23 protein-coding genes are annotated in these 26,879 nt (G+C 74.0%); 11 read left to right on the top strand and 12 right to left on the bottom strand.

All coding sequences use genetic code 11. The features are described from left to right. Window positions 1–33: 33 nt before the first annotated feature. Complete coding sequence (locus tag AC0I8G_RS09805; RefSeq protein WP_471729737.1) at window positions 34–1,209, bottom strand: sensor histidine kinase; 1,176 nt, start codon at window positions 1,207–1,209, stop codon at window positions 34–36. After that, on the bottom strand, window positions 1,206–1,973 hold the full coding sequence (locus AC0I8G_RS09800) for a response regulator transcription factor (RefSeq protein WP_471729736.1): 768 nt from the start codon (window positions 1,971–1,973) through the stop codon (window positions 1,206–1,208). Before AC0I8G_RS09800 ends, AC0I8G_RS09805 begins: the two co-directional genes overlap by 4 nt. Window positions 1,974–2,090: 117 nt before the next feature. Between AC0I8G_RS09800 and AC0I8G_RS09795 the strand changes: the two genes are divergently transcribed. Then, window positions 2,091–3,536 carry a GuaB1 family IMP dehydrogenase-related protein gene (locus AC0I8G_RS09795; RefSeq protein ID WP_471729735.1) on the top strand — a complete coding sequence of 482 codons (1,446 nt, stop codon included), beginning with the start codon at window positions 2,091–2,093 and terminating at the stop codon, window positions 3,534–3,536. Window positions 3,537–3,546: 10 nt separating this feature from the next. Further along, on the top strand, window positions 3,547–4,362 hold the full coding sequence (locus AC0I8G_RS09790; protein ID WP_471729767.1) for an alpha/beta fold hydrolase: 816 nt from the start codon (window positions 3,547–3,549) through the stop codon (window positions 4,360–4,362). A 149-nt stretch (window positions 4,363–4,511) separates the two neighbouring features. On the opposite strand, the gene AC0I8G_RS09785 is transcribed toward AC0I8G_RS09790, so the two are convergent. Further along, window positions 4,512–4,667, bottom strand: coding sequence for a hypothetical protein (locus tag AC0I8G_RS09785; RefSeq protein WP_328292282.1), 156 nt, complete (start codon window positions 4,665–4,667; stop codon window positions 4,512–4,514). Window positions 4,668–4,894: 227 nt separating this feature from the next. Between AC0I8G_RS09785 and AC0I8G_RS09780 the strand changes: the two genes are divergently transcribed. Then, window positions 4,895–5,608 carry a haloacid dehalogenase type II gene (locus AC0I8G_RS09780; RefSeq protein ID WP_471729734.1) on the top strand — a complete coding sequence of 238 codons (714 nt, stop codon included), beginning with the start codon at window positions 4,895–4,897 and terminating at the stop codon, window positions 5,606–5,608. Window position 5,609: 1 nt separating this feature from the next. Here AC0I8G_RS09780 and AC0I8G_RS09775 read toward each other — a convergent pair whose 3' ends face one another. After that, complete coding sequence (locus tag AC0I8G_RS09775; protein WP_471729733.1) at window positions 5,610–7,919, bottom strand: putative bifunctional diguanylate cyclase/phosphodiesterase; 2,310 nt, start codon at window positions 7,917–7,919, stop codon at window positions 5,610–5,612. 241 nt (window positions 7,920–8,160) lie between these two features. Between AC0I8G_RS09775 and AC0I8G_RS09770 the strand changes: the two genes are divergently transcribed. Further along, on the top strand, window positions 8,161–9,021 hold the full coding sequence (locus tag AC0I8G_RS09770; RefSeq protein ID WP_471729766.1) for an alpha/beta fold hydrolase: 861 nt from the start codon (window positions 8,161–8,163) through the stop codon (window positions 9,019–9,021). Continuing rightward, window positions 9,018–10,820, top strand: coding sequence for a putative bifunctional diguanylate cyclase/phosphodiesterase (locus AC0I8G_RS09765; protein WP_471729732.1), 1,803 nt, complete (start codon window positions 9,018–9,020; stop codon window positions 10,818–10,820). Before AC0I8G_RS09770 ends, AC0I8G_RS09765 begins: the two co-directional genes overlap by 4 nt. Before the next feature lie 501 nt (window positions 10,821–11,321). Here AC0I8G_RS09765 and AC0I8G_RS09760 read toward each other — a convergent pair. Further along, the gene (locus AC0I8G_RS09760; RefSeq protein ID WP_471729731.1) at window positions 11,322–13,556 is read right to left on the bottom strand and encodes a LamG domain-containing protein; all 2,235 of its coding nucleotides are present in this window, start codon (window positions 13,554–13,556) and stop codon (window positions 11,322–11,324) included. 274 nt (window positions 13,557–13,830) lie between these two features. Between AC0I8G_RS09760 and AC0I8G_RS09755 the strand changes: the two genes are divergently transcribed. Next, the gene (locus AC0I8G_RS09755; protein ID WP_471729730.1) at window positions 13,831–14,370 is read left to right on the top strand and encodes a prepilin-type N-terminal cleavage/methylation domain-containing protein; all 540 of its coding nucleotides are present in this window, start codon (window positions 13,831–13,833) and stop codon (window positions 14,368–14,370) included. Between the two features lie 134 nt (window positions 14,371–14,504). On the opposite strand, the gene AC0I8G_RS09750 is transcribed toward AC0I8G_RS09755, so the two are convergent. The 3 genes from AC0I8G_RS09750 to AC0I8G_RS09740 form a co-directional block, all read right to left on the bottom strand. Beyond that, on the bottom strand, window positions 14,505–15,650 hold the full coding sequence (locus tag AC0I8G_RS09750; RefSeq protein WP_471729729.1) for a signal peptidase I: 1,146 nt from the start codon (window positions 15,648–15,650) through the stop codon (window positions 14,505–14,507). Window positions 15,651–15,733: 83 nt separating this feature from the next. Then, window positions 15,734–17,395 carry a GGDEF domain-containing protein gene (locus tag AC0I8G_RS09745; RefSeq protein WP_471729728.1) on the bottom strand — a complete coding sequence of 554 codons (1,662 nt, stop codon included), beginning with the start codon at window positions 17,393–17,395 and terminating at the stop codon, window positions 15,734–15,736. Then, entirely contained in the window at window positions 17,392–18,732 is a 1,341-nt protein-coding gene (locus AC0I8G_RS09740; protein WP_471729727.1) for a hypothetical protein, read from the bottom strand. The genes AC0I8G_RS09745 and AC0I8G_RS09740 overlap by 4 nt, the downstream gene beginning before the upstream one ends. A 246-nt stretch (window positions 18,733–18,978) precedes the next feature. Here AC0I8G_RS09740 and AC0I8G_RS09735 point away from each other — a divergent pair, with 246 nt between their 5' ends. The 4 genes from AC0I8G_RS09735 to AC0I8G_RS09720 all read left to right on the top strand — a co-directional run bounded on the left by AC0I8G_RS09735 (window position 18,979) and on the right by AC0I8G_RS09720 (window position 22,480). Then, a complete protein-coding gene (locus AC0I8G_RS09735) occupies window positions 18,979–19,614 on the top strand; it encodes a TasA family protein (protein WP_471729726.1) in 636 nt (211 codons plus the stop codon). Between the two features lie 54 nt (window positions 19,615–19,668). Continuing rightward, window positions 19,669–19,884, top strand: a complete 216-nt coding sequence (locus AC0I8G_RS09730) for a hypothetical protein (protein ID WP_471729725.1) — start codon at window positions 19,669–19,671, stop codon at window positions 19,882–19,884. Between the two features lie 188 nt (window positions 19,885–20,072). Next, window positions 20,073–21,431: a hemolysin family protein gene (locus AC0I8G_RS09725; protein ID WP_328292275.1), complete on the top strand. Its 1,359-nt coding sequence runs from the start codon at window positions 20,073–20,075 to the stop codon at window positions 21,429–21,431. Next, the gene (locus AC0I8G_RS09720; protein WP_471729724.1) at window positions 21,428–22,480 is read left to right on the top strand and encodes a hemolysin family protein; all 1,053 of its coding nucleotides are present in this window, start codon (window positions 21,428–21,430) and stop codon (window positions 22,478–22,480) included. The genes AC0I8G_RS09725 and AC0I8G_RS09720 overlap by 4 nt, the downstream gene beginning before the upstream one ends. 51 nt (window positions 22,481–22,531) lie before the next feature. On the opposite strand, the gene AC0I8G_RS09715 is transcribed toward AC0I8G_RS09720, so the two are convergent. Then, entirely contained in the window at window positions 22,532–22,894 is a 363-nt protein-coding gene (locus AC0I8G_RS09715) for a PRC-barrel domain-containing protein (protein ID WP_380259913.1), read from the bottom strand. A gap of 119 nt (window positions 22,895–23,013) precedes the next feature. Here AC0I8G_RS09715 and AC0I8G_RS09710 point away from each other — a divergent pair, with 119 nt between their 5' ends. After that, window positions 23,014–23,886, top strand: coding sequence for a hypothetical protein (locus tag AC0I8G_RS09710; RefSeq protein ID WP_471729723.1), 873 nt, complete (start codon window positions 23,014–23,016; stop codon window positions 23,884–23,886). A gap of 59 nt (window positions 23,887–23,945) precedes the next feature. Here AC0I8G_RS09710 and AC0I8G_RS09705 read toward each other — a convergent pair whose 3' ends face one another. Genes AC0I8G_RS09705 through AC0I8G_RS09695 form a run of 3 tightly spaced genes read right to left on the bottom strand, consistent with a single transcriptional unit; the run spans window position 23,946 to window position 26,876 of the window. Continuing rightward, the gene (locus AC0I8G_RS09705; RefSeq protein ID WP_328292271.1) at window positions 23,946–24,884 is read right to left on the bottom strand and encodes an NAD(+)/NADH kinase; all 939 of its coding nucleotides are present in this window, start codon (window positions 24,882–24,884) and stop codon (window positions 23,946–23,948) included. A 10-nt stretch (window positions 24,885–24,894) separates the two neighbouring features. Then, window positions 24,895–25,803: an ABC transporter ATP-binding protein gene (locus AC0I8G_RS09700; protein ID WP_471729722.1), complete on the bottom strand. Its 909-nt coding sequence runs from the start codon at window positions 25,801–25,803 to the stop codon at window positions 24,895–24,897. Then, on the bottom strand, window positions 25,803–26,876 hold the full coding sequence (locus tag AC0I8G_RS09695; RefSeq protein ID WP_471729765.1) for a FecCD family ABC transporter permease: 1,074 nt from the start codon (window positions 26,874–26,876) through the stop codon (window positions 25,803–25,805). Before AC0I8G_RS09695 ends, AC0I8G_RS09700 begins: the two co-directional genes overlap by 1 nt. Window positions 26,877–26,879: the final 3 nt, after the last annotated feature.

Here is a 26,879-nt window from a genome sequence, read left to right as displayed (position 1 = left end):
TATCCCCGTGTGGTATGCGCCCGCCGCCCGCCCTCAGCTCGACGCTGCGGCTTTGGTCACACCCGGTGACGTGTCCGTAACCCTGGGCAGGTTGACGTCGATCCGGCACCCGCCCTCCTCCGGGGTCGGCGCCACCCGGATCGTCCCGCCGTGCAACTGCACGGCCCAGCGCGCGATGGCCAGGCCGAGCCCCGTCCCGCCGTCGGTGCGCGCGCTCCCGCGCTGGAACCGCTCGAACACCCGCTCGCGGTCGGCGTCCGGGATCCCCGGCCCCTGGTCCTGCACGCTGATCCGCACGACCTGCCCCGCGTCACCCACCGGGTGCGCCGAGACGAACACCTTGCCGCCGGGCGGGGAGTGCCGCGACGCGTTGTCCAGCAGGTTCGCCACCACCTGGTGCAACCGCGCCGAGTCGACGTAGACGTCCAGCCCCCGCGGCTCCACGTCCAGGACGAACTGCACGTCGCGGCCCGTCATCGACATCGCCCGCGTCGCCTGGCCCAGGAAGGGCTCCAGGGCCAGGTCCTCGCGGTCCAGCGACACCGCCCCCGCGTCCAGGCGGGACAGGTCCAGCAGCTGCTCCACCAGCCGGCCCAGGCGCTCGGTCTGGGCCAGTGCCGTGTTCAACGTCTCGTGGTCCGGCTCCGAGACCCCGTCCACGAGGTTCTCCATCACCGCGTGCAGCGCCGACACCGGCGTCCGCAGCTCGTGGCTCACGTTCGCGACGAGCTCCCGGCGCTCGCGGTCGACGGCCTCGAGGTCCTCGGCCATCCGGTTGAACGCGTCGGCGAGTTCGCCGACCTCGTCGTTGGAGGTGGAACGGACCCGCCGGGAGTAGTCACCCCCGGCCATCGCGCGGGCCGCGGCCGTCATGTCGCGCAGGGGGGACGTCATGCCCCGCGCCAGCACCTGGGTGAAGACGAGGGTCACGACGATGGCGATGGGCAGGGTGTAGCGGGGTCCGATGTGGATCTCGGCCAGCCGCAGCCCGCTCCACACCAGCAGGGCGGCCACCGTCACCGAGGCCCCCACCAGCACGGCCAGCTTCGTCTTGATCGAGTGGACCGGGTCGAGCGGACGCACGTCCGGCCACGGCCGGCGCGTCGCCGTCCGGGCCGCACCGGCGCGGGCGTCGTGCGCCGCGCCGGTGATCGGGATCGGACCGGTGAGGCCGGTGCCCTGCAGGGGTTCGGGCGTCCGGGAGCTCACGGGGTCTCCTGACCACCGGTGGGTTCGAAGGCGTAGCCGACACCGTGGACGGTGCGGACGAGGTCGGCGCCCAGCTTGCGGCGCAACGCCTTCACGTGGCTGTCCACGGTCCGGGTGCCCGAGGCGTCGGCCCAGTCCCATACCTCCTCGAGCAGCTTCTCGCGGGTCAGGACCGTGCGCGGGGACTCCGCCAGGCAGACCAGCAGGTCGAACTCCGTCGGCGTCAGGTGCACCTCCGCGCCCGCGCGGCGGACCCGGCGCTGCGCGCGGTCGATCTCCAGCTCGCCGTCGGAGACGGGGAAGCGCATGGCCTCCGCCGAGGGGACGGGGGCGCCGACGAGGGCGCGTGCCCGCTCCACCCGGCGGACCAGGCCGTTCACCCGGGCCACGAGCTCACGCATCGAGAACGGCTTCGTCATGTAGTCGTCGGCCCCGACGCCGAGGCCGACGAGCTTGTCCGTCTCGTCGTCGCGGGCCGTGAGCATCAGCACCGGCACCGGACGGGCGGCCTGCACGCGGCGGCAGACCTCGAGCCCGTCGAAACCGGGGAGCATCACGTCGAGGACGACGACGTCGGGGTTCACCCGCTCGCACAGCTCGACGCCGCTGGGGCCGTCCCCGGCGGTCTCGACGGTGTAGCCCTCCGCGCGCAGGCGGCGCGCGACGGCGTCGGCGATGGTGGGCTCGTCCTCGACGACGACGGCCGTCCGCGGCGGCTGCTGGCCCTGCCCGCCCTGGGGTGCGGACGTGGTTCCGATGCTCATACCGCTCAGGGTAGGACGGCCGGGCGTCGCCGAACCCGGACGCGGCCCGGACGCCCGCTGTGTCCACGAGGCCTGCACAGGCTCTCCGCGAGGGAGGGGTCGGCCTAGGCTGTGCCCGTGCACTTCCTCGACGGCTCCCGGCCCGAGCACGACCTCACCTACAGCGACGTCTTCCTCGCCCCGTCGCGGTCCACCGTGACCTCCCGGCTCGACGTCGACCTCGCCACCGGTGACGGGACCGGGACGACGATCCCCGTCGTCGTCGCGAACATGACGGCCGTGTCCGGGCGCCGGATGGCCGAGACGATCGCCCGCCGCGGCGGGATGGCCGTGCTGCCGCAGGACCTGCCCCTCGACGTCGTCGCCGAGGTCGTCGCCTGGGTCAAGGCCCGCCACCCCGTCTTCGAGACCCCCGTCGTGCTGCACGAGCACGACACCGTCGCCGACGCGCTGAACCTGCTGCCCAAGCGCTCCCACGGCGCCGCCGTCGTGCTCGACGCCGACCGGCACGTGCTGGGTGTCGTCACCCCCGCGGACTGCGCCGACGTCGACCGCTTCACCCAGGTCGGCACGGTCATGAGCACGAAACCCGTGAGCATCGAGGCCGCGGTGGCCGAGGCCGACCTCGAGGCCGCCTTCGCCACGCTGCACGACTCCCGCCGCAGGTTCGCCCCCGTCGTGCGCGACGGGGTCCTCGTCGGGGCCCTCACCCGGACCGGCGCGCTGCGCTCCACCGTCTACACCCCGGCCCTCGACGCCCACGGCCGGTTGCGGATCGCCGCCGCCGTCGGCATCAACGGCGACGTCGCGGCCACCGCGAAGGCCTTGCTGGACACCGGGATCGACACCATCGTGGTCGACACCGCCCACGGCCACCAGGAGAAGATGCTGGAGGCGCTGCGCGCCGTCCGCGGCCTCGACCCGCAGGTCCCCGTCGTCGCGGGCAACGTCGTCACCGCCCAGGGCGTCCGCGACCTGCTGGAGGCCGGCGCGGACATCGCGAAGGTCGGCGTCGGCCCCGGCGCGATGTGCACGACCCGGATGATGACCGGCGTCGGGCGCCCCCAGTTCTCCGCCGTCCTCGAGTGCGCCGCCGCGGCCCGCGAGCTCGGCGGGCACGTCTGGGCCGACGGCGGGGTCCGCCACCCGCGCGACGTCGCGCTCGCCCTCGCCGCCGGGGCCAGTCAGGTCATGGTCGGCTCCTGGTTCGCCGGGACCCACGAGAGCCCCGGCGACCTCGCCCACGACGCCGCCGGCCGGGCCTACAAGGAGAGCTTCGGGATGGCCTCGGCCCGCGCGGTCGCCGCCCGCACCCGGGCCGACACCCCGTTCCAGCGCGCCCGCAAGGGACTCTTCGAGGAGGGCATCTCCTCCTCGCGCATGCACCTGGACCCCGCCCGCCCCGGCGTCGAGGACCTCCTCGACCAGATCACCTCCGGCGTGCGGTCCTCCTTCACCTACGTCGGTGCGCGCTCGGTCGCCGAGTTCGCCGAACGCGCCGTCGTCGGGATCCAGTCCTCCGCCGGGTACGACGAGGGTCGCCCGCTGCCTGCGGGGTGGTGACCTCCCCGTGATGCTCGAAGGCGTGCGGCGGGCGGACGGTTCGCCCGTCGACGTCGTCACCTCCGGCACCGGACCGGGTCTCGTCCTCGTGCACGGCGTCCGCGGGTCGGGCGACTACGCGAAGCTCGCCGACCGCCTCGGCGCCCGGTTCACCGTGCACCGCTACGACCGCGAGGCCGTCGGCCGCGCCGGGGAGCGCTACGCCGTCGCCGACGACGTCGCCCTGCTCGGATCGTTGCTGACCCGCACCGGAGCGAGGCTCGTCCTCGGCCACGGCCTCGGCGGTCTCGTCGCCCTGCTCGCCACGGCCGGGCTGCTGGAGCGCAGCATCGACCGCGTCGCGGTCTACGACGCCGTCCTGCCCATCGACGGGTCGGTTCCCGAGGAAGCCCTCGAGCAGGCCGCCCGGGCGCTCGCGACGGGTTCCCCCGACCTCGCCCTCGCCCACCTGGACCGCCACCTGCGGTCCTCCTCGCAGGCCGTGCGGTCGGAGCGGGTGCAGCGACTGCTCGGCGGGGTGCTGGCCCGGACCGAGTGGGGACGCTCCACCGCGGCCCGGCTGCCGCAGGTCCTCGCCGAGACCCGCGCCGGGCTGCAGTTCGACGGCCCCGCCGACGTCTACGCCGGTCTGCCCGCCCGCGCCCTGCTGCTCTTCGGGGAGAGGAGTCCCCAGCACTTCGGCACCGCGGCGCTCGCGATGGCCGAGGCCGTCCCGACCGCGACCGCGCTCGTCGCGGGTGGCTGCGGCCACGACTCCCTGCTGCGCGCCGCGCGGCGCTGCGTCGCGCCGATCGAGACGTTCCTGCTGGGGGACACCCTCTTCTGAGCGCCGGAGGGGCGACCGGGCTTCTGAGCGCCGGAGGGGCGACCGGGCTTCTGAGGGTTGCCGCGGTGACCGGGCGAGGTTGCCGTCACCGTCGTCCGGCACCTCGTCGTCAGCCCTCGGTCGTCAGCCCTCGCCCAGGCGTTGGGAACTCAGAACCAGTGCTTGCGGCCCGCGATCTCACGCCCGGCCGCGCCCAGGATGGCCAGGACCGCGCCGATCACGAGCAGGACGACCCCGATGGTGGTGAGGATCGAGATCTTGGCGAGCAGACCGACGATGAGAAGGACGATGCCCAGGATGATCATGTGGTGCCTCCAGGTGGGGGGATGAGCCTTGATCACACCGCGTGGGAGCCGGATCGGCGAACTGAGACGCCGTACCGACGTCTCTGAGCGCTTGATTCACCCCATCGCTCGGAACTGCGACGCAGGGTGATCGCCCGAGCACGGAGATGTACGACGGCTACCGTCGCGAGCGCGCGGGGCCCGTCGGCCGGAGGATGACTCCGGTGTCCCCGGTGAAGGAGTCCCCCGTGAGCCCGACCCCGTCCCCCTCGGTGATCGTCTTCGACGTCAACGAGACGCTCTCCGACCTCGCTCCGCTGGCCGAGCGGTTCCTCGCGGTGGGTGCCCCCGCGCACCGGGCCCCGCTCTGGTTCGCCACCGTGCTGCGCGACGGGTTCGCCCTGAGCACCGTGGGGGACGCGCGCCCCTTCGCGCAGCTGGGCGCCGAGGCCTTGCGGACCCTGCTGCACGACGTCGACCTCCGGAAGGATCCGGCCGCGGGTCTGGACGGCAGCCTGGAGAGCGCGGTCGAGCACGTGCTGGACGGGATGGGCCGGCTGCCCCTGCACCCCGACGTCGTCGACGGTGTCCGGGGTCTGCGGGCGGACGGCCACCGACTCTTCACCCTGAGCAACGGCTCGGTCCGGGTGGGGGAGCAGTTGCTGACGGCGGCCGGCGTGCGGGAGGAGTTCGAGGCCGTGCTGTCGGTGGAGGACGTCGGGGTGTGGAAGCCGGCGCCCGCCGCGTACGAGCACGTCCTGCGCGTCAGCGGGGCCCGGGCGGAGGAGTCGCTGCTCGTCGCCGTGCACCCGTGGGACGTGGACGGGGCGGCGCGGGCGGGGCTGGGCACGGCCTGGATCGACCGCCGCGGCACTCCGTACCCGGCGTCGTTCACCTCCCCCCGGGTGCACGCGAGGGGTCTGGTGGACCTGCGGGCCCGGCTCGCCGCCGGGGAGCGGTGAGTCACCCGGCGGTCGACGACACCTCGGCGGCCGCCGGCGAGCGGGTGGTGGACCCGTCGCGGTGGGTCAGGTACCGCGCGGCGAAGTCCGCGGCGGGGACGGGGCGGGAGAAGAGGTAGCCCTGGGCGTAGCGGATGCCGAGCGCGAGGAGCTCGTCGCGCTCCGCAGTGGTCTCCACGCCTTCGGCGATGACCTGCAGGCCGAGGTGGTCGGCCATGGCGGTGACGGCCGCCACGATCTCGGAGCGCTCCAGCACGTCGTCCTGCCGTGGTGCCCCGGTCGCGTCGGCGTCCGGGCGGGGGAAGGCGCTGACGAGCGACCGGTCGAGCTTGAGGACTTGGATCGGGAAGCGGCGCAGGTAGTCCAGCGAGGTGTAGCCCGTGCCGTAGTCGTCGAGGAGGACGAGGATCCCGGCGTCGTGCAGTGCGCGCAGCGAGGTGGCGGCGGGACCGGCACCGGCGACCTCGTCCTGCTCGGTGATCTCGAGGCGCACCGAGCTGGTGGGCACCCCGGCGTCGGCCAGCACCGCCAGGACGCTGGTCGCCAGAGCGGGGTCGTCCAGGCTCGCACCGGTCATGTTCACGCTGACCGGCAGGACGGGGCGGCCCTCGTCCTGCCACCGGCGCAGGTGGTGGACGGTGGCGCGCAGGACCGCGGTGTCGAGCTGGGTGTCGAGGTCGTTGCTCCCGACCAACCCCAGGAAGGCGTCGGGGGCGAGCAGACCGTGCACCGGGTGGCGCCACCGGATCAGCGCCTCCGCGCTGACGGCGTCGCCGCTGAGCAGGTCGACGACCGGTTGGAAGTGGACCTCGAGCCGGCCGACGTCGGGGTCCTGCGCCAGCAGCTGGCGGACGTCGTTGCTCAGGGCGTAGCGGGCGCTGACCTCGGCCCGCATGTCGGGGTGGAAGGTGGCGGCCCGTCCACCACCGGCGGTCTTGGCGGCGTACATGGCGATGTCGGCGTGGGTGAGCAGCTCGGCGAGGTCGGCGGTGGCGGGGAGCGCTCCGGTGGTCCCCGTCGTGGCGAGACCGATGCTCACCCCGACCCGGATCTGCAGGGCTCCCACGACCAGCGGGGCGCGCAGGGCGTGCAGGAGCCGGTCCGCGACGGCGTCCAGGTGAGCGGGTGCGGTGAGGACGACGAACTCGTCGCCACCGAGACGGGCGGGGACGCCGTCGCCCGCGGTGGCGGCCAGCAACCGGTCGCGCACGGCGAGGAGGAGCAGGTCGCCGACGTCGTGGCCGTGGGTGTCGTTGACCTGCTTGAACTCGTCGACGTCGAGCAGCAGCAGGCCGACCGGTGTGCTCCGCTGCTGGTGGGCCCGGGCCAGCCCGCGACGGTTCGCGAGGTCGGTCAGGGGGTCGCGTTCGGCGAGGTGCTCGGTGGCCCGCAGCACGCGGGCCGCGCGCACCAGGCACAGGCCCGCCACGAGGGCGCCGGTCACGGGGATGACCCAGGGCGGCAGCCCATGCGTCGCGCCGCCCCCACCGCCGTGGTGCGCGGTGGTGATCCAGGCGAGGGCGGCGGGGGCCAGGACCAGCGGGAGCAGGCCCAGCAGAGCGGTGGAGGCGGACCGGCGGCGGGTGAAGGTGGCGGGATCGAAGACCGCCCGCATGCTCGGGTGCGTCGCGGCGCACGCCGGCGCCAGCACCGCGAGGGTTCCCAGCAACCCCTGCGCGCTGCCGGCCTCCGCCAGCCGGCTGTTCTCCACCGCGGTGGAGAGGTCGTAGGCCAGGGAGAGCAACCCCCCGGCGAGCAGCAGGTGCGAGGCCGGGGCCAGGCCGGTGCTCGAGACGGCGAACTTCACCAGGGCACCCAGCAGGACGATGTCCACGCCGGCCACCAGGACGAAGTAGGGGGTCATCGTGCCGAGCGTGGCGAGCTGGGCGGCGACGGTGACCAGCACGGCCACCACGACGACGACGTCGAGCGCAGCGCCCGGGCTGCCCGCGCCCGCGCGGCCGCGGTGGCGGGCGGCCAGCTGCGCCATGTGGGCGACGACGACGACGCCGAGGACCTGACCCGTCCCCATGCAGACCAGGACCAGGGGGTGGTGCCGGCCGAGCACCTCCCCGGCCGTGAAACCCCCGGCCCAGGAGGTCAGCATCGCGGCGACGACCGTCCAGGGCCAGGCGCCCCGGTGGTGCCGGTGGCGACCTCGCAGGACCAGCAGGGGGGCGGTCCAGACGGCCACGAGCATCACGGGTGTGCGCAGTTGCGGCACGATCAGCGCCGCCAGGCAGACCGCCGCCACGACCAGCAGCAGGAGCCGGGTCGTCCGATCCGCAGGCTGGCTCGCGTCACCGATCACGGTGGATCGTCGGCCGCCGGAGCAGGGTGCTGAAGCGTTTCGATCGTGTCGGCCGATCGGAGGGTCCGGCCGTCCCGCGCTCAACCGCCGGCTGGTTCCGGCCGACAACTCCTCGACGCCGACCACTCGTGAGGTTCCCGTGCACCACCCGACCACCCCTCCCGACCACCCCGCGCGAACGGTCCTGCCCCGCCGTGCCGGTCACGTCGTGTCGAGCACGCCGCCGGCGCCGGTGGCCACGGTGCCCGACGCGGCCGCCGTCCTGACCCGGCACTGCGTCACCGAGGTCGGGGACCCGCACGGGCCGGTGCTGCTGCTGGCCCACGGGTTCGGTGCCGGTCAGCTGGCCTGGACGCGGCTGCTGCCCTTCTTCGAGGACCACCGGGTCGTCCTGTTCGACTACGCCGGCTCCGGGGGCACTCGGCTGGCCGACTTCGACCACGAGCGCCACGCCGAGCTGGGCGGGTACGCCCAGGACCTGCTGGAGGTCTGCGCGGCGCTGGACCTGCGCGACGTGCACGTGGTCGCCCACTCGGTCAGCGCGATGATCGCGCTGCTGGCCGCGGCCGCCCAACCGGACCGGTTCGCCTCCCTGGCCCTGCTCGCGCCTTCCCCCCGCTACGTCGACGACCCCGCGAGCGGCTGGGTCGGCGGCTTCAGCCTGGAGGACATCCACGAACTGCTGGAGTCCCTGGACAGCAACTACTACGCCTGGTCCGCGGCGATGGCGCCGGTGGTCATGGGCACCCCCGGGTCCCCGGACCTCGAGGCCGAGCTGACCGAGAGCTTCCTGGGTACGCACCCGGACGCCGCCGCGACCTTCGCGAGCGCGATCTTCCTCAGCGACTCCCGGGACGTGCTGGGGCGGGTGGAGCAGCCGACGCTGGTGCTGCAGTGCCGCCACGACGCCCTGGCCCCGGTGGAGGTCGGGGCCGCGGTGGCCGCGGCGTTGCCGCGCGGTCACCTCGTGGCGCTGCAGGCCACCGGGCACTGCCCGCACATCAGCGCGCCGGCCGAGACCGCCGCCGCGCTCCGCGCGCACCTGGACCGCCACGCTCGCCACGACGCGTCCGGTGCGACCCGTTGCGAGGAGCCGTCGTGACCGACCGCACGCTCGCGACCTGGGTCGAGCCGGCCACCGGGTCGGAAGCGCTGTGGTGGCGCCACTCCCCGTGCGCCCACCTCGTGCTGGACCCCGGGACCGGTCTCGTCCTGGCCGCGAACGACACCTTCACGGCGTGGTCGGGGCTGTCGCGCGAGGACGTCGTCGGGACGGTGTTCGCCCGGCTGCTGCCGGTCGGCGACCGCATCGTGTGGACCACGCACAGCCTGCCGAAGCTGACCACCACCGGACGCGTCGACGAGAGCGCCGTGCAGGTCCTGGGCGCGGGTGGCGTGCGGCACGCGGCGTTCCTCAGCGCGACCTCCCTGGACCGCGCAGGTGCCCCCGCCGCCGGCGCGGGGCCGGTCCTGATCGCCCTCTTCGCCGCCCGGGAACGCCGCCGCTACGAGCAGGAGCTGCTGGCGTCCAAGCGGACGGCGGAGACGTCCGAGGCCCGGCGGGCCGCCGCCGAACGCCACCTGCAGCACCTGGTCCACCACGACCCCGTGACCGGCCTGCTGAACCGCACCGGCCTGCAGGCGGTCCTGGCCGAGGCTCTCGGCAGCGCGGGGGACGAGCCGGGTCGAGCGACGGTGCTGTTCCTGGACCTCGACGGGTTCAAGGCCGTCAACGACAGCGTCGGGCACGCCGGTGGCGACGAACTGCTGAAGGTGCTCGGTGCGCGGCTGCGGGCTGCGGTGCGCGAGAGCGCGGTCGTGGCGCGCTTCGCCGGTGACGAGTTCGTCGTCCTGGAACACCTGCGCGACGAGGACGAGGCGGTCGCCCTGTGCCGCCGCCTGCTGGCCGAGCTCGCGGCACCGGTCGTCGTCCACGGGGTGGAGGTCGTCCTCTCCGCGAGCGCGGGCATCGCCTTCGCCGACCCCCTGCCCGCCGACGGGGACGCCGCGCGAGCGGCCGACGACGTCCTCCGCCGGGCCGACACCGCGATGTACCGGGTCAAGGACAACGGCCGCAGCGGCTGGGCCGTGCACGACCCGCAGGCCGGGGACGCGACCGCGGACCGCCTGCGGCTGCTGCAGGAACTGCGTGCCGCCCTGGCCGAGGGCCAGCTGCGTCTGCACTACCAACCCCGTGTCCGCCTCGTCGACGGGGTGACCACCGGGGTGGAGGCGTTGATCCGGTGGGAGCACCCCACCCGGGGGCTGCTCGGCCCGGCCGCGTTCATCGACGTCGCCGAGAACGCCGGGTTGATCCGCGAGGTCGGCGCCTGGGTGCTCGACACCGCGGTCGCGCAGGCCGCGGTGTGGAACGCCAGGTCCACCGCCGAGTCCAGCGCCGGGACCTCGAGCGGCGCGGGCGTCCAGATGAGCGTCAACATCTCGGCCCGGCAGCTGAGCGACCCCGACCTCATGCTTCTGGTGACCTCGGCGCTGGCCCGCCACGGCGTGCCGGCCTCGCAACTGGTCCTGGAGATCACCGAGACGGCGCTGATGACCGACCCGGTCGCGGCCGAGACCACGCTGAGCGCCCTGGCGGCCCTGGGCGTCCGGATCGCGATCGACGACTTCGGCACCGGCTACGCGAGCCTGACCTACCTGCAGCGCTTCCCGGTGCACGAGCTGAAGATCGACCGCTCCTTCGTCGAGTCCCTGGTCGAGCGTCCCGCCGACCGGGCGATCGCGGGGGCCTGCGTCCACCTCGCCCGTGCCCTGGGGCTGGACTGCGTGGCGGAAGGGGTCGAGACCGCCGAGCAGCGTGACGTCCTCCTCGAGCTCGGCTGCGACCTGGCCCAGGGGTACCTCTTCAGCCGGCCCCGACCCGCGGGCGCCCACCCCTGAGCGGGCCGAGGTCACGGCTGCTGCACCGGGTGGCGAAGGGGGTGCCTCAACGCGTGGTCCACGTCACTCCGGCAGGACGAGGGGCCGGGCCCACCGTCTGCGCTGCGGGTCCACCTGGGCGACCGGGCCGCTGCTGAAGGTCCTCGACGGCAGCGTGGACTGGTGCCTGCGCCGCGATCTCGCCGACGTCGACCACCTCGTCGTGGTCGACGGAGCGCACGGGGACGAGGACCCCGAACGTCACGTCGGGGTGGCGCTCCAGCGTGGACCGGTGGTGGGCACCGACCGCGCCCTCGACCGCCGGCGTCGTGCAGACCGAGCCAGGCGAACCCGTCCTCGTGGTGCGCGGTCTCCAGCGCCGTCGGCATGTCGTCCACGGTCGATCGGCGCCCGTCGGAGTGGGTCACGCCGCCGGTAGTCGGCGACGAGGGGCGTCGATCGTGAGCCCTGTCCCCCAGCGGTCCCGCCCGCGGCGGGGCCTCCCACCGCCAGGCGGTGGTCTCAGAAGTTGGAGAAGGCGTGCTCGGCGATCCGCTGGGCCGACAGCACCGTGGGGTGGACGGCGATCTCGTCGATGCTGCCGAGGAAGGCGTTGGTCGTCGGGCTGGGGGACCAGCCCGACACCTGCGCCCCGCCCCAGCGCCAGTAACCGGTGTAGCTGGTGGGCGTGACGGCGGCCCCGGCGGCGGAGGAGACGATCAGGTCGCCGTCCGCGTACAGCTTCATGGCGGGGACCCCGGCGGCCGGTGCCGCGGTGAACGTAGCCGCGACGTGGTGCCACGCCCCGTCGTTGTAGGGCTTCGCCGCGGGGCTGGTCAGCTGCGTGTTGGGCGTGCCGGCGACGACGAAGCTCAGCCGGCCGTCGTCGGCCAGGAAGACCATGCGGTCGGAGTTCATCCCGCTCATCGCCGTCGTCGAGGAACTGAGACCCAGGATCTGACCGCCGGTGGTCGTGGTGGTCCGGAACCAGCACTCGATCGTGAACGTGGTGGGGTTGAGAATGGAGAGGCCGTTGTAGCCGCCCTCGACGCCCTGGTAGGCGGTGCCCGTGCGGGTGGCGAGGCCCTGGTCGGTCCCGGTGAGGGCACCGGGGACCGCGGCCGTGGAACGCGCCGGGTCGGCGGCGAGGGTGGCGACCTGGGTCGCGGTGAGGGCGCGAGGGTAGGCGGAGACCTGGTCGGTGTAGCCGGAGAACGATCCGGTCCAGCCGCCGTTCGACCAGGCCCGGCCCAGCTGCAGACCACCGGTCGTCGCCACGGTGGCCGGGTGCGAAGCCGGCGTCCCGACGACGGTGCCGTTGACGTAGAGGGTGAGCGTCTGCGCGGTGGCGTCGTGGACGGCGGTGAGGTGGTACCAGGTGTTCGAGGTCACCGCGGTGGTGCTGCTCGTCTGGTCCACGGTCGGGCTCGCGGAGTCGGTGCGCGCCATCGCGAAGACCCAACGGTAGACGCCGCTGCCGACGTCGTCGTACTTGAGGACGAAGCCGCTCCCGGTGGTTCCCTTCTGGCTGAGCACCGTGGTCGCTACCGTGCTGGAGTTCGGCTTCACCAGCGCCGACACGGTGAAGCTCGCCGCGGTGTCCACCGGGTTCGCCGTCGTGGAGACGTAGCCGTTGGTGGTCCCGTCCAGCTTCACGGCGCCGCTGCTGCGTCCGGCGTAGTTCGGGGTCGCCCCGCTGCCGAAGGTCCCGGTGGCACCGTTGCCGGTCACGTCCCTCGTCGTGGTGCCCTTCTCCTCGTCGAAGCCCCACTGCAGGCCCGGGACACCGGCGTAGAGGGCGTCGACGTCGGAGGCGGACAGCGCCCGCTGGTAGGTGACGACCTCGTCCAGGCCGCCCTTCCAGTAGTTCACCGGGTTCCCGCCGCCCGTCTGGCGGCCCGCGACGAGGTTCCCCGCCGCCTTCCAGCCCGTCCACGTGGTGGACGTGCCCAGCGCGTTCTGCGGCGAGCCGTTGACGTAGAAGGTCCTCGTGGTGGTGCTCGCGTCGTACACGACGGCGAGGTGCGTCCAGGTCCCGGCGACCGCGGAGCCGGCGGGGGACTGCGTGGCCGACACCCCGGCCGAGGTGGTGTCGGCGGTGGTGGTGCGCAGTTCCCAGCAGGTGCAGCTGTTGCGGAACATCATGCCGAAGCCGCTCTGCGCGGAACCCTCTACCGCCAGGGCGGCGACGTCGTTGCCGGTCGCGGCGAGGTTGACCCACACCGCGGCGGTGAAGCTCTTCGAGGTGTCCAGCACCCCCGCGGCGCCTTCCACGTAACCGCCGGCCGACCCGTCCAGCAGGACCCGGCCGCCGGTGCGTCCACTACCCGCCGTCAGCGACGCGGTCCCCTTAAGGACCCCGGAGTCGACCGCGCCGGATGAGTCGGCGGCAAAGGTCGTGTCCCCGTTGAACCGCCACCAGGTCGTCGGGCCGTTGGAGGCACCGTTCAGCGTGCCCGGGTGGTTGCCCGCCGCGGCGTCGGCCACCGCCGGGGTGGCGGCGGCGGAGACGGCGTCCTCGCCCGGGTGGTACAGGGTCGGGGCGTCCTGTCCGACGAGGGCTGGGAAGGACGGGAAGACGGCCGCCGAGGCGACGCTGCTGGTGGCGGTCGTGCTCGTCGCGGTGAAGGTGGCGCCGGCCTCCCCCGGGAGGGCCAGGGTGGCGAGGAGCAGCGCGGCCACCGGCGCGACCCGGGCCCAGCGACCACCACGGCGTCGGGCCGCGCCGGTGCACCGGTCGAGGACCACCTTCGTCACGCGCCGCACCGTGCACCTTCCGTACCTGGGGGCCAGTCGCCGGTGTGAGCACTCCCCGCCGACGGTGAGGTGCCACGACGGCACGGCTCACCAGCGTGCATCGACACGACGGCGCCCCGCCTGAAGGGCGGACCCCGGGCAGGCCCCTGCCGGTCACCCCGCGGCGGGCCCGGGCTCCGCCGCGGTCATGCCGGACGGGTGGAGGGGATCCAGGACGCCTCCCGGGGTGCCGAGGGAACCGGGACAGCACTCGACGTCCCTCCTGAGGAGAACCGTGAACCGCCGAACCCGCCCCGTCGGTGACGACGGCGGCTTCACCCTGATCGAGCTCCTCGTGGTGATGATCATCATCGGGATCCTCGCGGCGATCGCCGTGCCGATCTTCCTGAACCAGCGCAAGGTGGCCTGGGGGACGGCTGCCGCCGCCGACGCCCGGTCGGCGGCCACGCTCGTCGTGTCCGCCTCGGAGGACAGCAACGTCTTCCCCGACGTGACCTTCCGCGACGACGCGGCCATCGCCGCGCTCCCCGCACCCCTGAACGAGTTCCGGCGCACGCCCTCGGTGGGCACGGCGGTCAAGGGCATCGCCGAGAACGCCGGCGGCACCGGCCCGGCGGGCTTCTGCGTCATCGCCTACCACGACCGGGCCCGGGCCTGGACGATGTACGACAGCGTCGTGGGTCCCGTGGCCCGCAACTTCGACGTGGGGACCCTCACCTCCAAGGCGGAGACCCCGCTGCTCTCCTCCCCGACGGCGCCCTGCAAGCGGCTGCGTTCCAGCTGGTCCGACCTCATGAACGCCTCACGCGGGTGAGCGGTTCACGCCGCTGAGGGCCTCCGGACCGAGGCTTCGTGGTCGAGCCCGATCGTGCCGTCGCCACCACCTGGACGTCGACCGGGGACCCGGCCCGCGGCGGCACCGGGCGTCCAGCGGGAGGGCGACCGGGATCAGGTGTTCTGCGCCTCCACGACGAGCCCGAAGGTGCTGGTCTGGCTCCGGGCGACGTTGGCCCCCCGCAGCTGGAAGGTGACGCGGTACACGTGGGTCTGCCCTGCGGCCGTGGGCGACCAGGAACCCACCCCGCTCGCCCAGGTGGTCTGGGCGAGGAAGGTGTTCAGGCGGCCGGTGAAGAGGGTGGAGGTGGCGGTGAACCCGGTGCAGTTCGCCGTCGCGGCGGCCGTCCCCTCCTGGATCGTCGTCTGGAGGTAGGGGGCGAGGGTGCCCGTGGATCCCGTCGCCGCGCGCAGCTTCACGGTGGCCCCGAGCGAGCCGTCGTAGGTGGCGGTCAGGCACGCCTCCGCGGAGTCGCCAGGGATCCAGCCGCTCACGGAGAACAGCGCGGTGGAGGGGGAGGAGCTCACCGCGACCGTCCCGGCCGTGAAGCTCTTCGTGCTGCTGGACGCCGTCACCCGGGTGAACGTGGCTTCGGCTCCGGGGGTCACGGCGAACGGTGCGAGGAGGGCCAGCGCACCGGCGACGGCGCTGACCGGCACCGTGCGACGGAACCGGCGGCGGGTCGCGCGGGGTTCGTCGTCGCGGGGTTCGTCGTCGCGGGGTTCGTCGTCCTCGGCCTCGCCGCGGGGGAGGACCAGCACGGTGCTCGCCCCGAGCAGCACGATGCCCAGCGCGATCAGCCGCGGCAGGTCGTGGGTCTGCCACCAGAAGCGGGGGAGACCCACGAAGGGGATGCGCAACCGTCCGAGGCCCTCGACCGCGGAACGTGCCAGGGGGGTGCTGTCCGCGGTGGCGTTCGCGTCGCCGCGGGTGATCAGCCGCCCCTCGTCGTCGACGGAGTCGACCCGGTGGACGAGCGTGCGGTGCACGCCGCTGGGGTCCGGGAACAGGACCACCTGCCCGGGGACGACGTCGTCGCCGTCGACGGGTGAGGTGACCACCACGTCCCCGACGCGCAGCTGGGGAGTCATCGAACCGCTGACCACGACGCTGGACTTCCAGCCGATGACCAGCGGCGCGCTCGACCACAGCAGCAGGCCGGCGATCGTGACGAGGACGGTACCGGCGACCACCTGGGCCGCGGCGTCGACGAGCACCCGGACCCGCCCCGCGCGGGGTCCTTCAGATGGACGCGTCACCCGCTGGTGGTCGACGGACTCGGCCTCGACCTTGAGCGCACCAGGTCGGGGCGCGGACCCCGCGGCCGGCCCCGACCGGCGTCTCACCCGCCGGCGGGAGCGGTCGCGCGGGGCTCGCTCGACGAGCTCGCCGAGGGGGGACCCGACACCCGGTTCCGCCCCGCGGCCTTCGCGGCGTACAGCGCGGCGTCGGCCGCGGCGACCACCGCGCGGACGTCCGCGCCGTCGCGGGGGAAGGTCGCCACCCCGAGGCTGGCGGTGATGGCCACGGGGGCGCCCTCGGCCGTGGCGATGCCGCGGCGCAGGCGGTCGGCGACCCGCAGGGCCTCCTCGTGCGTCGTCCGGGGCAGGACGACGCAGAACTCCTCCCCGCCGTAGCGTGCCGCCGTGCACCCCTCGCGCACGGAGGCTCGCAGCACCGCGCCGACGGCCCGCAGGGCCTGGTCGCCGACGGGGTGACCGTGGGTGTCGTTGAGGGCCTTGAAGTGGTCGAGGTCGAGCAGCACGACCGAGCAGTCGGTCCCCGCGGTGGTGGCCCCGGTCAGTTCTTCGACCAGGGCGCCGTCGAGCGCCCGCCGGTTCAGCAGGCCCGTCAGGGCGTCGGTGGTGGCGGCGGCGGTCAGGCGCGCCATCAGGGCGGTGCGGGCCAGGGCCTGGCCGGCGTGCGCCGCGGCCTGTTCCAGGGTGGCGACGGCCCGCCGTTCCACCCGGTTCCTCGAGGTCCCCAGGGACAGCAGCGGCGTACGCCGACGACCCCCGAGGTGCTCGACGACGAGCACACCGGTGACCTCGCCCCCCGGCATGAGCGGCACCACCACGAGGTTGCGCGCGCCCGGCAGCGTCCGGGTCAGCCACTCGTCGTGGCAGGCGTCGAGTCGCCGGGCGAGCAGGGTGCGGCGCGTGGCGAGGGCCTGCGCAGGCAGGGAGTGCACGGGAAGCCCGCCCCGGGGCGGACCGGGAGGCCGGCCACCGTCCGGGGCCCCGCCGACCACGACGGCGTCCCGACCGGGGGCGGCCGGGTCCAGGACCTGCACGAGCGCGCGGGTGGCCAGCAGGTCCCGCTGGGCCAGCTGCGACAGCAGGGTGGCCACGGCCGTCGTGCCGTCGGCGAACTCCAGGTCGAGGGCGAAGCGCCGCAGCACGTCGCTGTCGTAGCGCCGCCGGCGGAGTTCGCGTTCGTTCACGGCGGCGAGGACGGCCGTCATGAGCGTGAGTCCCCACAGCACCCCCAGCTGCAGCAGGTAGTCGGTGGTGGCCGAGCGCAGCACCGGTGCGCCGAACACCCCGACGGTGTCGGCCTCGATGACCACCAGCAGCGTCAGCGAGTGCCACAGCGCCAGCTTCACGCCCGTGCGGAAGGACGCGATGAGGGTCAGTCCCACGGCGTGCAGGACGACGACGTACCCCATCGCGCCGTCGAAGCCGTCCAGGCAGCGGAAGGCCCAGGCGAGGTAGACGCCGTCCGCGAGCAGGGTGACGCCCAGGCACCAGAGGGCGACCTGTCGCGGCAGGCGGGCGAGGGGGACACCGAGGGCCACCGCCACGGCGCAGGCCACGGCCGGCCCCAGCAGCTCGTGGAAACCGCCGGTGCGGTCGGCGGGCAGGAGCCACCACCCGAGGAGGGGCAGTGCGGTGACCACCAGCCGGAGCGCGCTGACCCAGCGCAGGCGGTCGACCAGGCTCACCAGGGCGGCGGCCGGGGTCCGCGGGGTCGACGGGCCCGAGGGCCTCCTGATGGCGTTCACGATCGTCCTCTCGGATCCGGGCGGGGTGGGGTGGGGTCCTCGTCGAACTCGCCGTCGAACTCCAGCCAGCGGTCAGGGTCGAAGTCGACGTCCTCGTCCCGGCGCAGCGGGGCGAGGGCGAGCTTGGGGTCGTCGCGGTCGAGCCGGTTCTGGATCGCGAGGAAGATCAGGACGAGCAGCAGGAGCAACAGCGGGAATCCCGCGCTGTCGGCCACGGCGTGCAGCAGCGCGCGGACGGTGGGGTTCACGGGGAGCGCGTCGACGAGGCCGCGGACAGCGCCGGCGCCCGGGAGGCGGGCGAAGATGCCACCGTCCTGGTCCCCGGCGCCCCGTCCGACCGGGCCGGCGCCGGCCGTCGTGCCCGGGGTGGGCGCCGAGGCGGGCACGACGGCCGGTGCCGGCCCGGTCGTCGCGGGGGTCGACGGATCGCCGGAGCTCACCCCGGGGTGGGCCGTCGGGGACGCGGAGGAGCCCCCACCGGTCCACGGGGTGGCCGCGGACGGGGTGGGTACCCGGCCGGGACCCGTGGCCGACCGCCCGGGGGCCGACGGGAGCCCTGTACCAGTGGTCGGAGCGGTGGTCGGAGCGGTGGTCGGAGCGGTGGTCGGAGCGGTGGTCGGCTGCACCGTGGGCACGGTCGGCGACGGTCCCGGGATGACGGGGTCGGTTGTCGGGTCCGAGGGGGTGGGGGAGGTCGGCCCCGCCGTCACGGGGCCGGTGGCCGGTGGGGTCGAGGGCACGGGCACGGGTACGGGGTCGACGGCCACCGAGGATGCGCTGACCGACCACACGAAGCGGGCGCTCGCGCCGGCCCCCTGCGCGGTGGAGGTGGGCGCGAGGTCCGCGGTGATCCGGTAGCGCGTGCTGCTGCTCCCGGCGGGGCGGACGGCGCCCTCGGCGATCCCGCCGCCGGCGCTCGCCGACGTCCGCGCGAGGTCGGTGAGGGTGCCGGTGAAGGAGGTGGTGGCCGTCGTGGCTGCGCACCCCACCCCGCGGAGGGCCGGTCCCTCCTCGACGGTCAGGACGAGGTCCGTGGCGAGCGCCCCCGTGACGTCGGCCACGACGAGGTGGACGGGGGTCGCGGTGGGGTCCACGGCGTCGACGGCCACGTCGATGCACGCCTGCACGGGACGGCCCGGAGCCAGGGCCCCCGGGGGGAAGAGGGCGCCCGAGGCGCCCTGCAGCCGGAGGTCCACCGACGTCGGGGTCGCCTGGGCGGAGCCGGAGGTGAGGTTGCCGGTGGCCACGGCCACCAGCGCCGCCGCGGCGGCCAGCGGGAGGACCGTGGCGGGTCGGGGGTGGTCCCACAGGTCGCGCAGTGCACGCGATCGCCGCACCCCATCGACCTCCTGGACCGGGGCACCCGTCCTGGTGGGGGTGCCTGTGCGGGGACGACGAGCCCGCCGATCCCTCCGGCCAGGTTGTCGGCACGCGAGCGGCGTCCTGTGAATAGCCCGAACGGGCGCGCACCTGAACGGGTGCGAAAGCTTGAGTCGCCGCCTCGCGGATCCGAAGACCTCTGCATCTCCAGTCGTGAAGCGGTTGAACCACCAGCCGCGCGACTGTCGACCGTCAGGACCGTCATGACCGTCAAGAAGCGCCGCAGTGCGTTGATCCTCGCTCTACCCCTGGGCCTCGTGGTCAGCGGCGCTCTCGTCTACCAGTCCTCCTCGGCCGCGTTCACCGCCACCGCGACGACGGCGCAGGAGTCCTGGACCGCCGGCACGGTGGTCCTCTCCAGCAACTCGTCCACCTCGCTGCCCTGGACGGCCGTGGCCGGGCTCGCACCCGGTTCGACGGACACCAGGTGCGTCGTCGTCGACTACACCGGGAACCTGAACGCGAACATCTCCCTCTACATCACCGGGTACGCCGTGACCCACACCGCCAGCGTCGAAGCGACCAACCTCGAGGACTTCCTGCAGTTCACGGTCAAGGGCGTCGACGGCAGCCACGGCGACAGCGCCGGTACCTGCGACGGGACGGTCGGCGGGGCGGCCCAGCTGTTGTCCCCGGCGATCAACGGGGACACGGCGAAGGCGCTCAGCACCAGCCGCACCACCTTCGCCACCGGCAGCCAGACGGGGACCGTCACCGCCGGGGCGAGCCACCACTACGTCACGTACCAGATCACCTACACGGTGGCCCCCGGTGCGGACAACACCGCCCAGGGGGACAACGTCAAGCTCAACTTCCAGTGGGAGGCGCAGAACGTCTGACCGGCGGCACCGCCACGGGTCGTCGCGACCCCGGGCAGCCCTCACACTGTCGTCATGGCGCGACAACCGTGGTGGCGGGCGACGAAGACGCTCGAGCAGTCCAAGCGGTCCGGGATCGTGTACCTGGCCCTCGCCGCGCTGGCGTGGACGGTGACCCACGACGGCGGCCCCTTCATGCTGCTCGTCAAGATCGCCTTCACCGTCGCGGGGCTCTACTTCCTCGCCGCCTGGTACGTCCGGCGTTCCCGGGAGCCGGAGGACGCCGGTTAGCCGTCTCCGGGCCCGTCGGGTCCCGGCCGTGACCGCGAATCCGCCCCGCCGCTCCAGCCGCGGGCCAGGGGTCCCTCGTCTACGCTTCGTGGTGCCATGAGTTCAGATGCCCGGGTCGATTCCGACCCTCCCAGTACCAGTCACCATCCACACCCGGCGTCGCCCGGAGAGCCGTGCGGGGACCACCCGTGCTGACCGAATGGCTCCTCCTGCTCGTCGGGGTCGTCCTCACCCTCGGCACCGCGGTCTTCGTCGCGGCCGAGTTCGCGTTCGTCACCCTCGACCGGTTCACCGTCGAGAAGGCCGTCGAGGACGGCGACAAGCGCGCGGCCGGTGTCCTCCCCGCGCTGCGCACGCTCTCCACCCAGCTCTCCGGCGCCCAGGTCGGGATCACCCTCACCACTCTGCTCGTCGGGTACCTCACCGAACCCTCGCTCGCCTCCCTGCTGAACGGGCCGCTGACCTCCCTCGGCCTCGGTGAGACGCTCGCCGACTCCGTCGCGGGCGTCGTCAGCGTCGTCGTCGCGGCGGCGTTCTCGATGGTCGTGGGGGAACTCATCCCCAAGAACCTCGCCCTCAGCGTCCCGCTCGCGACGGCCGGCGTCGTCGCCCCGCTCCAGCGCGGTTTCACCTGGGCCACCGGGCCGTTGCTGAAGGTCCTCAACGGCAGCGCGAACTGGTTCCTGCGCCGCATCGGGGTCGAACCCCAGGAGGAGCTCTCCGGCGCGCGGTCCGCGCGCGAGCTCGCGGCCCTCGTCCGCCGCTCCGCCGACATGGGGACCCTCGACGAGGGGACCGCGAACCTCATCAGCCGGTCCCTGCTCTTCGGGGACCAGACCGCGGCCGACGTCATGACCCCGCGGGTGCGGATGGAGGCGATCCGCCTCGACGAGACCGCCGCCGACGTCGTCTCCCGCGCCCGGACGACGGGCCACTCCCGCTTCCCGGTCACCGGGGACGACGACGACGACATCCGCGGCGTCGTGCACGTCAAGGCCGCCGTCGCCGTCCCGCCGGACCGTCGCCACGACGTCCCGGCCGCCGCCCTGATGGCCGACGCGCGCCGCGTCCCGGACTCCCTCACCCTCGAACCGCTGCTGGTGCAGTTGCGGCAGAAGGGGTTGCAGCTCGCGATCGTCGTCGACGAGTACGGCGGCACGGCCGGGGTCGTCACGCTGGAGGACCTCATCGAGGAGATCGTCGGTGACGTCTCCGACGAGCACGACCGCGACCGCGGGGGCCTGCGCCAGCACCGCGACGCGTCCTGGACCGTCCCCGGCCTCGCCCGACCCGACGAGGTCCGCGACGCCACCGGGGTCGAGGTCCCCGACGACCCCGCCTACGAGACCCTCGGAGGGTTCGTCATGTCCCGCCTCGGCCGGATCCCCACCGTCGGCGACGAGATCGAGCTCGACGGCGCCGTCCTGCGCGTCGCGCGGATGGAGGGCCGCCGCGTCGAGCGGCTGCGCCTGCGCACCCGCCAGATCACCCTGGCGGACGCCGTCCAGGCCGCCGACGCCGGCATCGCCGCGGGAGGTGCCCGGTGAGCGCCCAGGCCTCGCTGCTCCTCGCCGTCGTCCTGCTGCTGGGCAACGGGTTCTTCGTCGGCGCCGAGTTCGCCGTGCTCTCCGCCCGGCGCAGCCAGATCGAGCCCTTGGCCCAGACCAGCGCCCGGGCGCGTTCGGCGCTGGTGGCCATGGAGCACGTCTCGCTCATGCTGGCCACCTGCCAGCTCGGCGTGACGCTGTGCTCGCTGGGCCTCGGTGCGGTCGCCGAACCGGCGCTCGCGCACCTGCTGGAGCCGTTGTTCCACGCGGTGCACCTGCCGGAGTTCCTGCTGCACCCGGTCTCGCTGGTCATCGCCCTCTCGATCGTGACGTACCTGCACGTCGTCGTCGGCGAGATGATCCCGAAGAACCTCAGCATCGCCGGTCCCGACCGCGCGGTGCTGCTGCTCGCGCCGCCGCTCGTGACCCTCGGGCGCGTCATCGGCCCCGTCATCCGCGCCCTCAACGGTCTGACCAACGCGGCCCTGCGGGCGCTGGGCGTGGAACCCAAGGACGAGGTCGCCAGCGCGTTCACCGTCGAGGAGGTGCAGTCCATCGTGGCCGAGAGCCGCCGCGAGGGGACCCTCGACGACAGCGGCGGTCTGGTGGCCGGGGCCCTGGAGTTCTCCGAGAGCACGGTCGGCGACATCGCCGTCCCGTTCGCGCAGCTGCGCACGCTCTCGCTCGGCGCGTCACCGGCCGACGTCGAGGCGCTCGTGGCCCGGACGGGGTACTCGCGCTTCCCGGTGCTGGACCACGACGGGGAGCTGCACGGCTACCTGCACCTCAAGGACATCCTCTACGCCGACCCCCACGAGCACCCGGAGCGGTACCACCAGGCCGTGCCGGAGAAGCGGATCCGTCAGCTCGGCACCCTGGGGGACACGGAGGAGGTCGAGGACGCCCTCGCGTCGATGCGCCGCAGCGGTGCCCACCTCGCGCGGGTCGTGGACGCCGCCGGGACCGTCACCGGCATCGTCTTCCTCGAGGACGTCCTCGAGGAGCTCGTCGGCGAGGTCAGCGACGCCATGCAGCGCGCCCGGGTGTGACCCGGTCCGTGGTCCCGCGGTCGTTCACCGCGGGACCACGGACCAGGGGCGTCAGCGGCGGGCGAGGCGGCGGCCGCTGGGGGTGTCCAGCGGCACGTAGTCCATCCCGTAGTGGACGTAGATCTTCGGCTCGTCGTCGGGACCGAGCTCCTCGTCGGTGCCGAACGACGGGGCGGCCTTGACGTTCTCCTTGGAGAACGCGACCCGGATGTCGTGGCGACCGACGGCCGCACCGTCCAACGGGATCAGGACGGCCTTCTTGAAGCCCATCAGACCGGTCTCGACCGAGGCGAACAGCCACTCGTCGGTGGCCGCGTCGACGTAGACCGAGGCGAGGGTGCCGATCTTCGCGTCGCTGACGTCGAGGACGGGAGCGCCCTTCCACTGGTTCAGGTCCTGGACGAGGATGCTCATGGCCACACTGTGGCCGACGGCGATCACGACCGCTACCGGGGGGCGGGGCGAGCCTTCACAGGACTCACCCCGGGGCTTGCCAGGACCCACCGGAACCGGATGGGACGATGGGTCACGGCATGAGCGAACAGACCCCTGAGCGGACCACCCTGACCATCAACTGGGCGCAGATCGCCGGCGGCGCCCTCGCGGCCGTCACCTCGGCGTTCCTGCTGGCCGGGCTGAAGAGCCTCGGCTCCTACGGCACCCTCGTCGGCGCGGCGATGGGCAGCGTCATCGCCTCGACGGCCGCCGCGATCTACGGGCACTACCTCAACGTGAGCCGGGCCCGGCTCGCGGAGGCCGCCCGTCGCGCGCGGACGCGCCACCCCGGGCCGTCCCCGGTGCCCCCGGCCCAGGACGAGCACCCCGACAACCCGGCCCCGCCCGTACCCGGCGAGGACGACCCGACACCGCCGCCGGCGCCGGTTCCCCCGCCCCGCAAGCGGTTCCGGCCGGCCCACGCGGTGCTCCTCGGGGTCGTGGCGTTCGTGCTGAGCGTGGGCGGGATCTTCGTCTTCGAGCAGCTGAGCGGGCAGAGCGTCGCCGCGGAGCGCCAGGGGTCGACGGCCACGGTGAACTCCGGGATCGTGGGCAACGAGATCACCAGCACGCCCTCGACTCCCACCGAGACCCCCTCGCCGACCGAGACCGCGACGAGCACGGACACCGCGACCAGCACGGACACCGCGACGAGCACCGCGACGGCGACCGACAGCCCGACGAGCTCCGGGACGGCCACCGACGACCCGACCTCGAGGAGCACGGCGACGAGTTCCTCGTCACCGACCGGCAGCGGGTCGTCGTCCAGCAGTTCCTCGAGCAGTTCGTCCTCGGGCGAGGCGACCGCTCAGCAGGACGCCGCCGCCGTGGCGACACCGACCTCGGACAGTTCCGACGCCGCCCTCAGCCGGCCCGGCGGAACCCCCACGACCGACCCCACCGCCGGCTGAGCGGGCCCCCCGATCCGTGATCCCGCTGGGTCTCCCCGCGAGATCACGGGTGGGAGGGGTCAGCGGGAACGCGTGGACTCGTTGGGCCGCATCTCCTTCGGGACGAGCTCGAGCATCTCGTCCGGGAGCAGCGGCAGGTCGAGCAGGCTGAGCTTCACCCGGGACCGACGCCCGTGGCCCGCGGCGTCGAAGCGGATGACGTGCCCCGCGTCGCGTTCGGCGCGGACCTCGATGACCGACCCCGGCAGCAGCTCCCCGGAGGCGATCCCGTCGATCTCGACGACGGGCGGCCCGGAGGACTCCAGCAGTTCGATCCGGACGGTCTCCTCCACCCCGAGCACGATGGGCCGGGCGATGCCGGACATCGGCGCGACCGGCGTCACCAGCAGGGTGTCGGCGCCGGGGGAGACGACCGGACCGCCGGCGGCGTAGCTGTAGGCCGTCGAGCCCGTCGGGGTCGCGAGGACGATCGCGTCGCAGCGCAGGTAGCCGATGCGCTGACCGGCGACCGACAGCGCGGCCGTCACCGTCCCCCGCCCCGGGGTGCGGGCCAGGGCGATGTCGTTGAAGGCCACGGCCTGCTCGAGGGTGTCGCCCGTCCGCAGTTCGGTGCGCAGGCACAGGTGCGGTTCGACGGTGAAGTCCCCGGCGGCGATGCGTTCCAGCGCGCCGGGCAGTTCGCGGGGTTCGAGCTCGACCAGGAACCCCAGGTGACCGAGGTTCACCCCGAGCACCGGCACCCCGCGGGCGACGACGAGGCGCAGCGCGCCCAGCATCGTGCCGTCCCCACCGAGGCTGACGACGGCGTCGACGGTGGAGGCGAACTCGTCCTCGCCCACCCCGAGGACTCCCGCGGGCAGCCGGGTGACGTCGGTCCGCAGCCCGACGACCTCCTTGCCGTGCTCCGCGGCCCAGGCCACCACGAGGTCGGCCTCGGCGGAGGTGTCGCGCACGGGGTGGACGACGAGGCCGAGTCGTCCGACCGTTGCGGGCTGCATCCCCGACACGCTAAACGCCTGCGCCCCCGACACGTCCGGCAGGGCGTGCCTCGGGCGACCCGGCGACGTGGCCGCGGGTGGCGGCGTCCTGGCCGAGCCGGCTCGTCCGGGCCCGGGGGACGACCAGCGGGGTGCCCGTCTCGGGGTCGGGGATGACGACGCAGGGCAGGCCGAAGACGTCCTCGATGAGCTCGCTGGTGACGATCTCGTTCGGGTCGCCCTGGGCCACGACCCGGCCCTCCTTCAACGCCACGAGGTGGGTCGCGTAGCGGGTGGCGTGGTTGAGGTCGTGCAGGACGGCGACCATCGTGCGGTCCTGCTCCTCGTGCAGGCGCGCGCAGAGGTTCAGGACCTCGATCTGGTGGGCGATGTCGAGGTACGTCGTCGGCTCGTCGAGCAGCAGGATCGGGGTCTCCTGGGCCAGGGCCATCGCGATCCAGACCCGCTGGCGCTGCCCGCCGGACAGTTCGTCCACGCTGCGCTCGGCGAGGTCGGTGACCTGGGTGGAGGCCATCGCCGCGTCGACGGCGCGTTCGTCGTCCTTCGACCACTGCCGCAGCAACTTCTGGTGCGGGAAGCGGCCGCGGGCGACCAGGTCGGCGACGGTGATGCCGTCGGGGGCCGTCGCCGTCTGCGGCAGCAGCCCCAGCCGGCGGGCGACCTCCTTGCTGGGCAGCGAGTGGATCTGCTCGCCGTCGAGGAACACGGTGCCCTTCCGGGGCTTCAGCATCCGGGCCAGGGCCCGCAGCAGCGTGGACTTGCCGCAGGCGTTCGGGCCGATGATGACCGTGAAGGACCCGTCGGGGATCTCGATCCCCAGGTCCTCGGTGATGGTGCGATCGTCGTAGGCGAGGGTCAGGTTCTCGCCGCGCAGACGGTTCCGGGTCACGTCGTTCCGTTCTCTCGCAGTCGGGGCCATCAGCCGCGGCCCCGTCGCCACTGGGTGGCCAGCAGCCACGCCAGGTAGAGGCCACCGACGGCGCCGGTCACCACCCCCACGGGCAGCTGGGTCGGCGCGAAGAGGCGCTGCGCCACGAAGTCGCTGACCAGCACCATGAGCGCCCCGGTGAGCCCCGCGGCCACCAGTCCGGACCCGACGGCGCGGGTCAGTCGCCGGGCCACCTGCGGGGCGGCGAGGGCCACGAAGGCGATCGGGCCCGCGGCCATCGCGGCCAGCGCCGTCATGGCGGTGGCGACGACCAGGACGGTCGACCGGGTGCGGCCGACGTCCACCCCGAGGGCGCGCGACGCGTCGTCGCCGAGGTCCAGCATGGTCAGCGAACGGCTGCTCAGCAGCGCGATCGGGACCAGGACCGCCAGTCCGAGGCCCAACGGGGTCGCCTGCTCCCAGCCGCGGCCGTTGAGCGAACCCGTGATCCAGACCTGCGCCTGCTGGGCGTCCTCGACGCGGGAGCGGGTCAGCAGGTAGTCGTTGACGGCCTGCAGCACCGCGGTGACACCGATCCCGACGAGGATCAGCCGGTAGCCCTGGACCCCGCCGCGGCTGGAGAGGAGGTAGACGGCGACGGCCGTCACCCCGCCCCCGATCAGGGCGCCGAACGCGGTCTGGCTGCCGCCGCCCTGGAGGACCAGCAGGACGACGAGGGCCCCGGTCACGGCGCCGGAGGTGAAGCCGATGACGTCGGGGGAGCCGAGCGGGTTGCGCGTGACGAGCTGGAACACCGCACCGGCCATCCCGAGGGCGAGACCGACGAGCAGCCCCGTCACGACCCGCGGCAGCCGCAGACCCAGCACGATGAACCCGTCCGCCCGGCTGCCCTGGCCGAGGAGCGTGCGGACGACGTCCGGCACCGAGATCGGGTAGTCGCCGGTGGTGAGGCTGAGCGTCACCACGCCGGCGAGCGCCGCGAGCAGACCGAGGCAGACGAGCAGGCTGCGTCCCTCGATCCGCAGCGAGACCCCGCGCCCGGCCCGGACGGTGCGACCCTTCCGGGCCTGGTCGGCGGTCCGCAGCGGGGGCACGCTCGCCAGTCT

It is taken from the genome of Kineococcus sp. AC630, assembly GCF_979255925.1.
The sequence above is the reverse complement of the archived record's forward strand: the minus strand, read 5'-3'. Positions and strand labels throughout refer to the sequence as shown.

Excerpts from the sequence above, each read along its gene's own strand:
- AC0I8G_RS09800 (WP_471729736.1), bottom strand. The coding sequence starts at position 1,973 with ATGAGCATCGGAACCACGTCCGCACCCCAGGGCGGGCAGGGCCAGCAG.
- AC0I8G_RS09710 (WP_471729723.1), top strand. The coding sequence starts at position 23,014 with ATGAGCGAACAGACCCCTGAGCGGACCACCCTGACCATCAACTGGGCG.
- AC0I8G_RS09715 (WP_380259913.1), bottom strand. The coding sequence starts at position 22,894 with ATGAGCATCCTCGTCCAGGACCTGAACCAGTGGAAGGGCGCTCCCGTC.
- AC0I8G_RS09700 (WP_471729722.1), bottom strand. The coding sequence starts at position 25,803 with ATGGCCCCGACTGCGAGAGAACGGAACGACGTGACCCGGAACCGTCTG.
- AC0I8G_RS09705 (WP_328292271.1), bottom strand. The coding sequence starts at position 24,884 with ATGCAGCCCGCAACGGTCGGACGACTCGGCCTCGTCGTCCACCCCGTG.
- AC0I8G_RS09790 (WP_471729767.1), top strand. The coding sequence starts at position 3,547 with ATGCTCGAAGGCGTGCGGCGGGCGGACGGTTCGCCCGTCGACGTCGTC.
- AC0I8G_RS09785 (WP_328292282.1), bottom strand. The coding sequence starts at position 4,667 with ATGATCATCCTGGGCATCGTCCTTCTCATCGTCGGTCTGCTCGCCAAG.
- AC0I8G_RS09730 (WP_471729725.1), top strand. The coding sequence starts at position 19,669 with ATGGCGCGACAACCGTGGTGGCGGGCGACGAAGACGCTCGAGCAGTCC.
- AC0I8G_RS09735 (WP_471729726.1), top strand. The coding sequence starts at position 18,979 with ATGACCGTCAAGAAGCGCCGCAGTGCGTTGATCCTCGCTCTACCCCTG.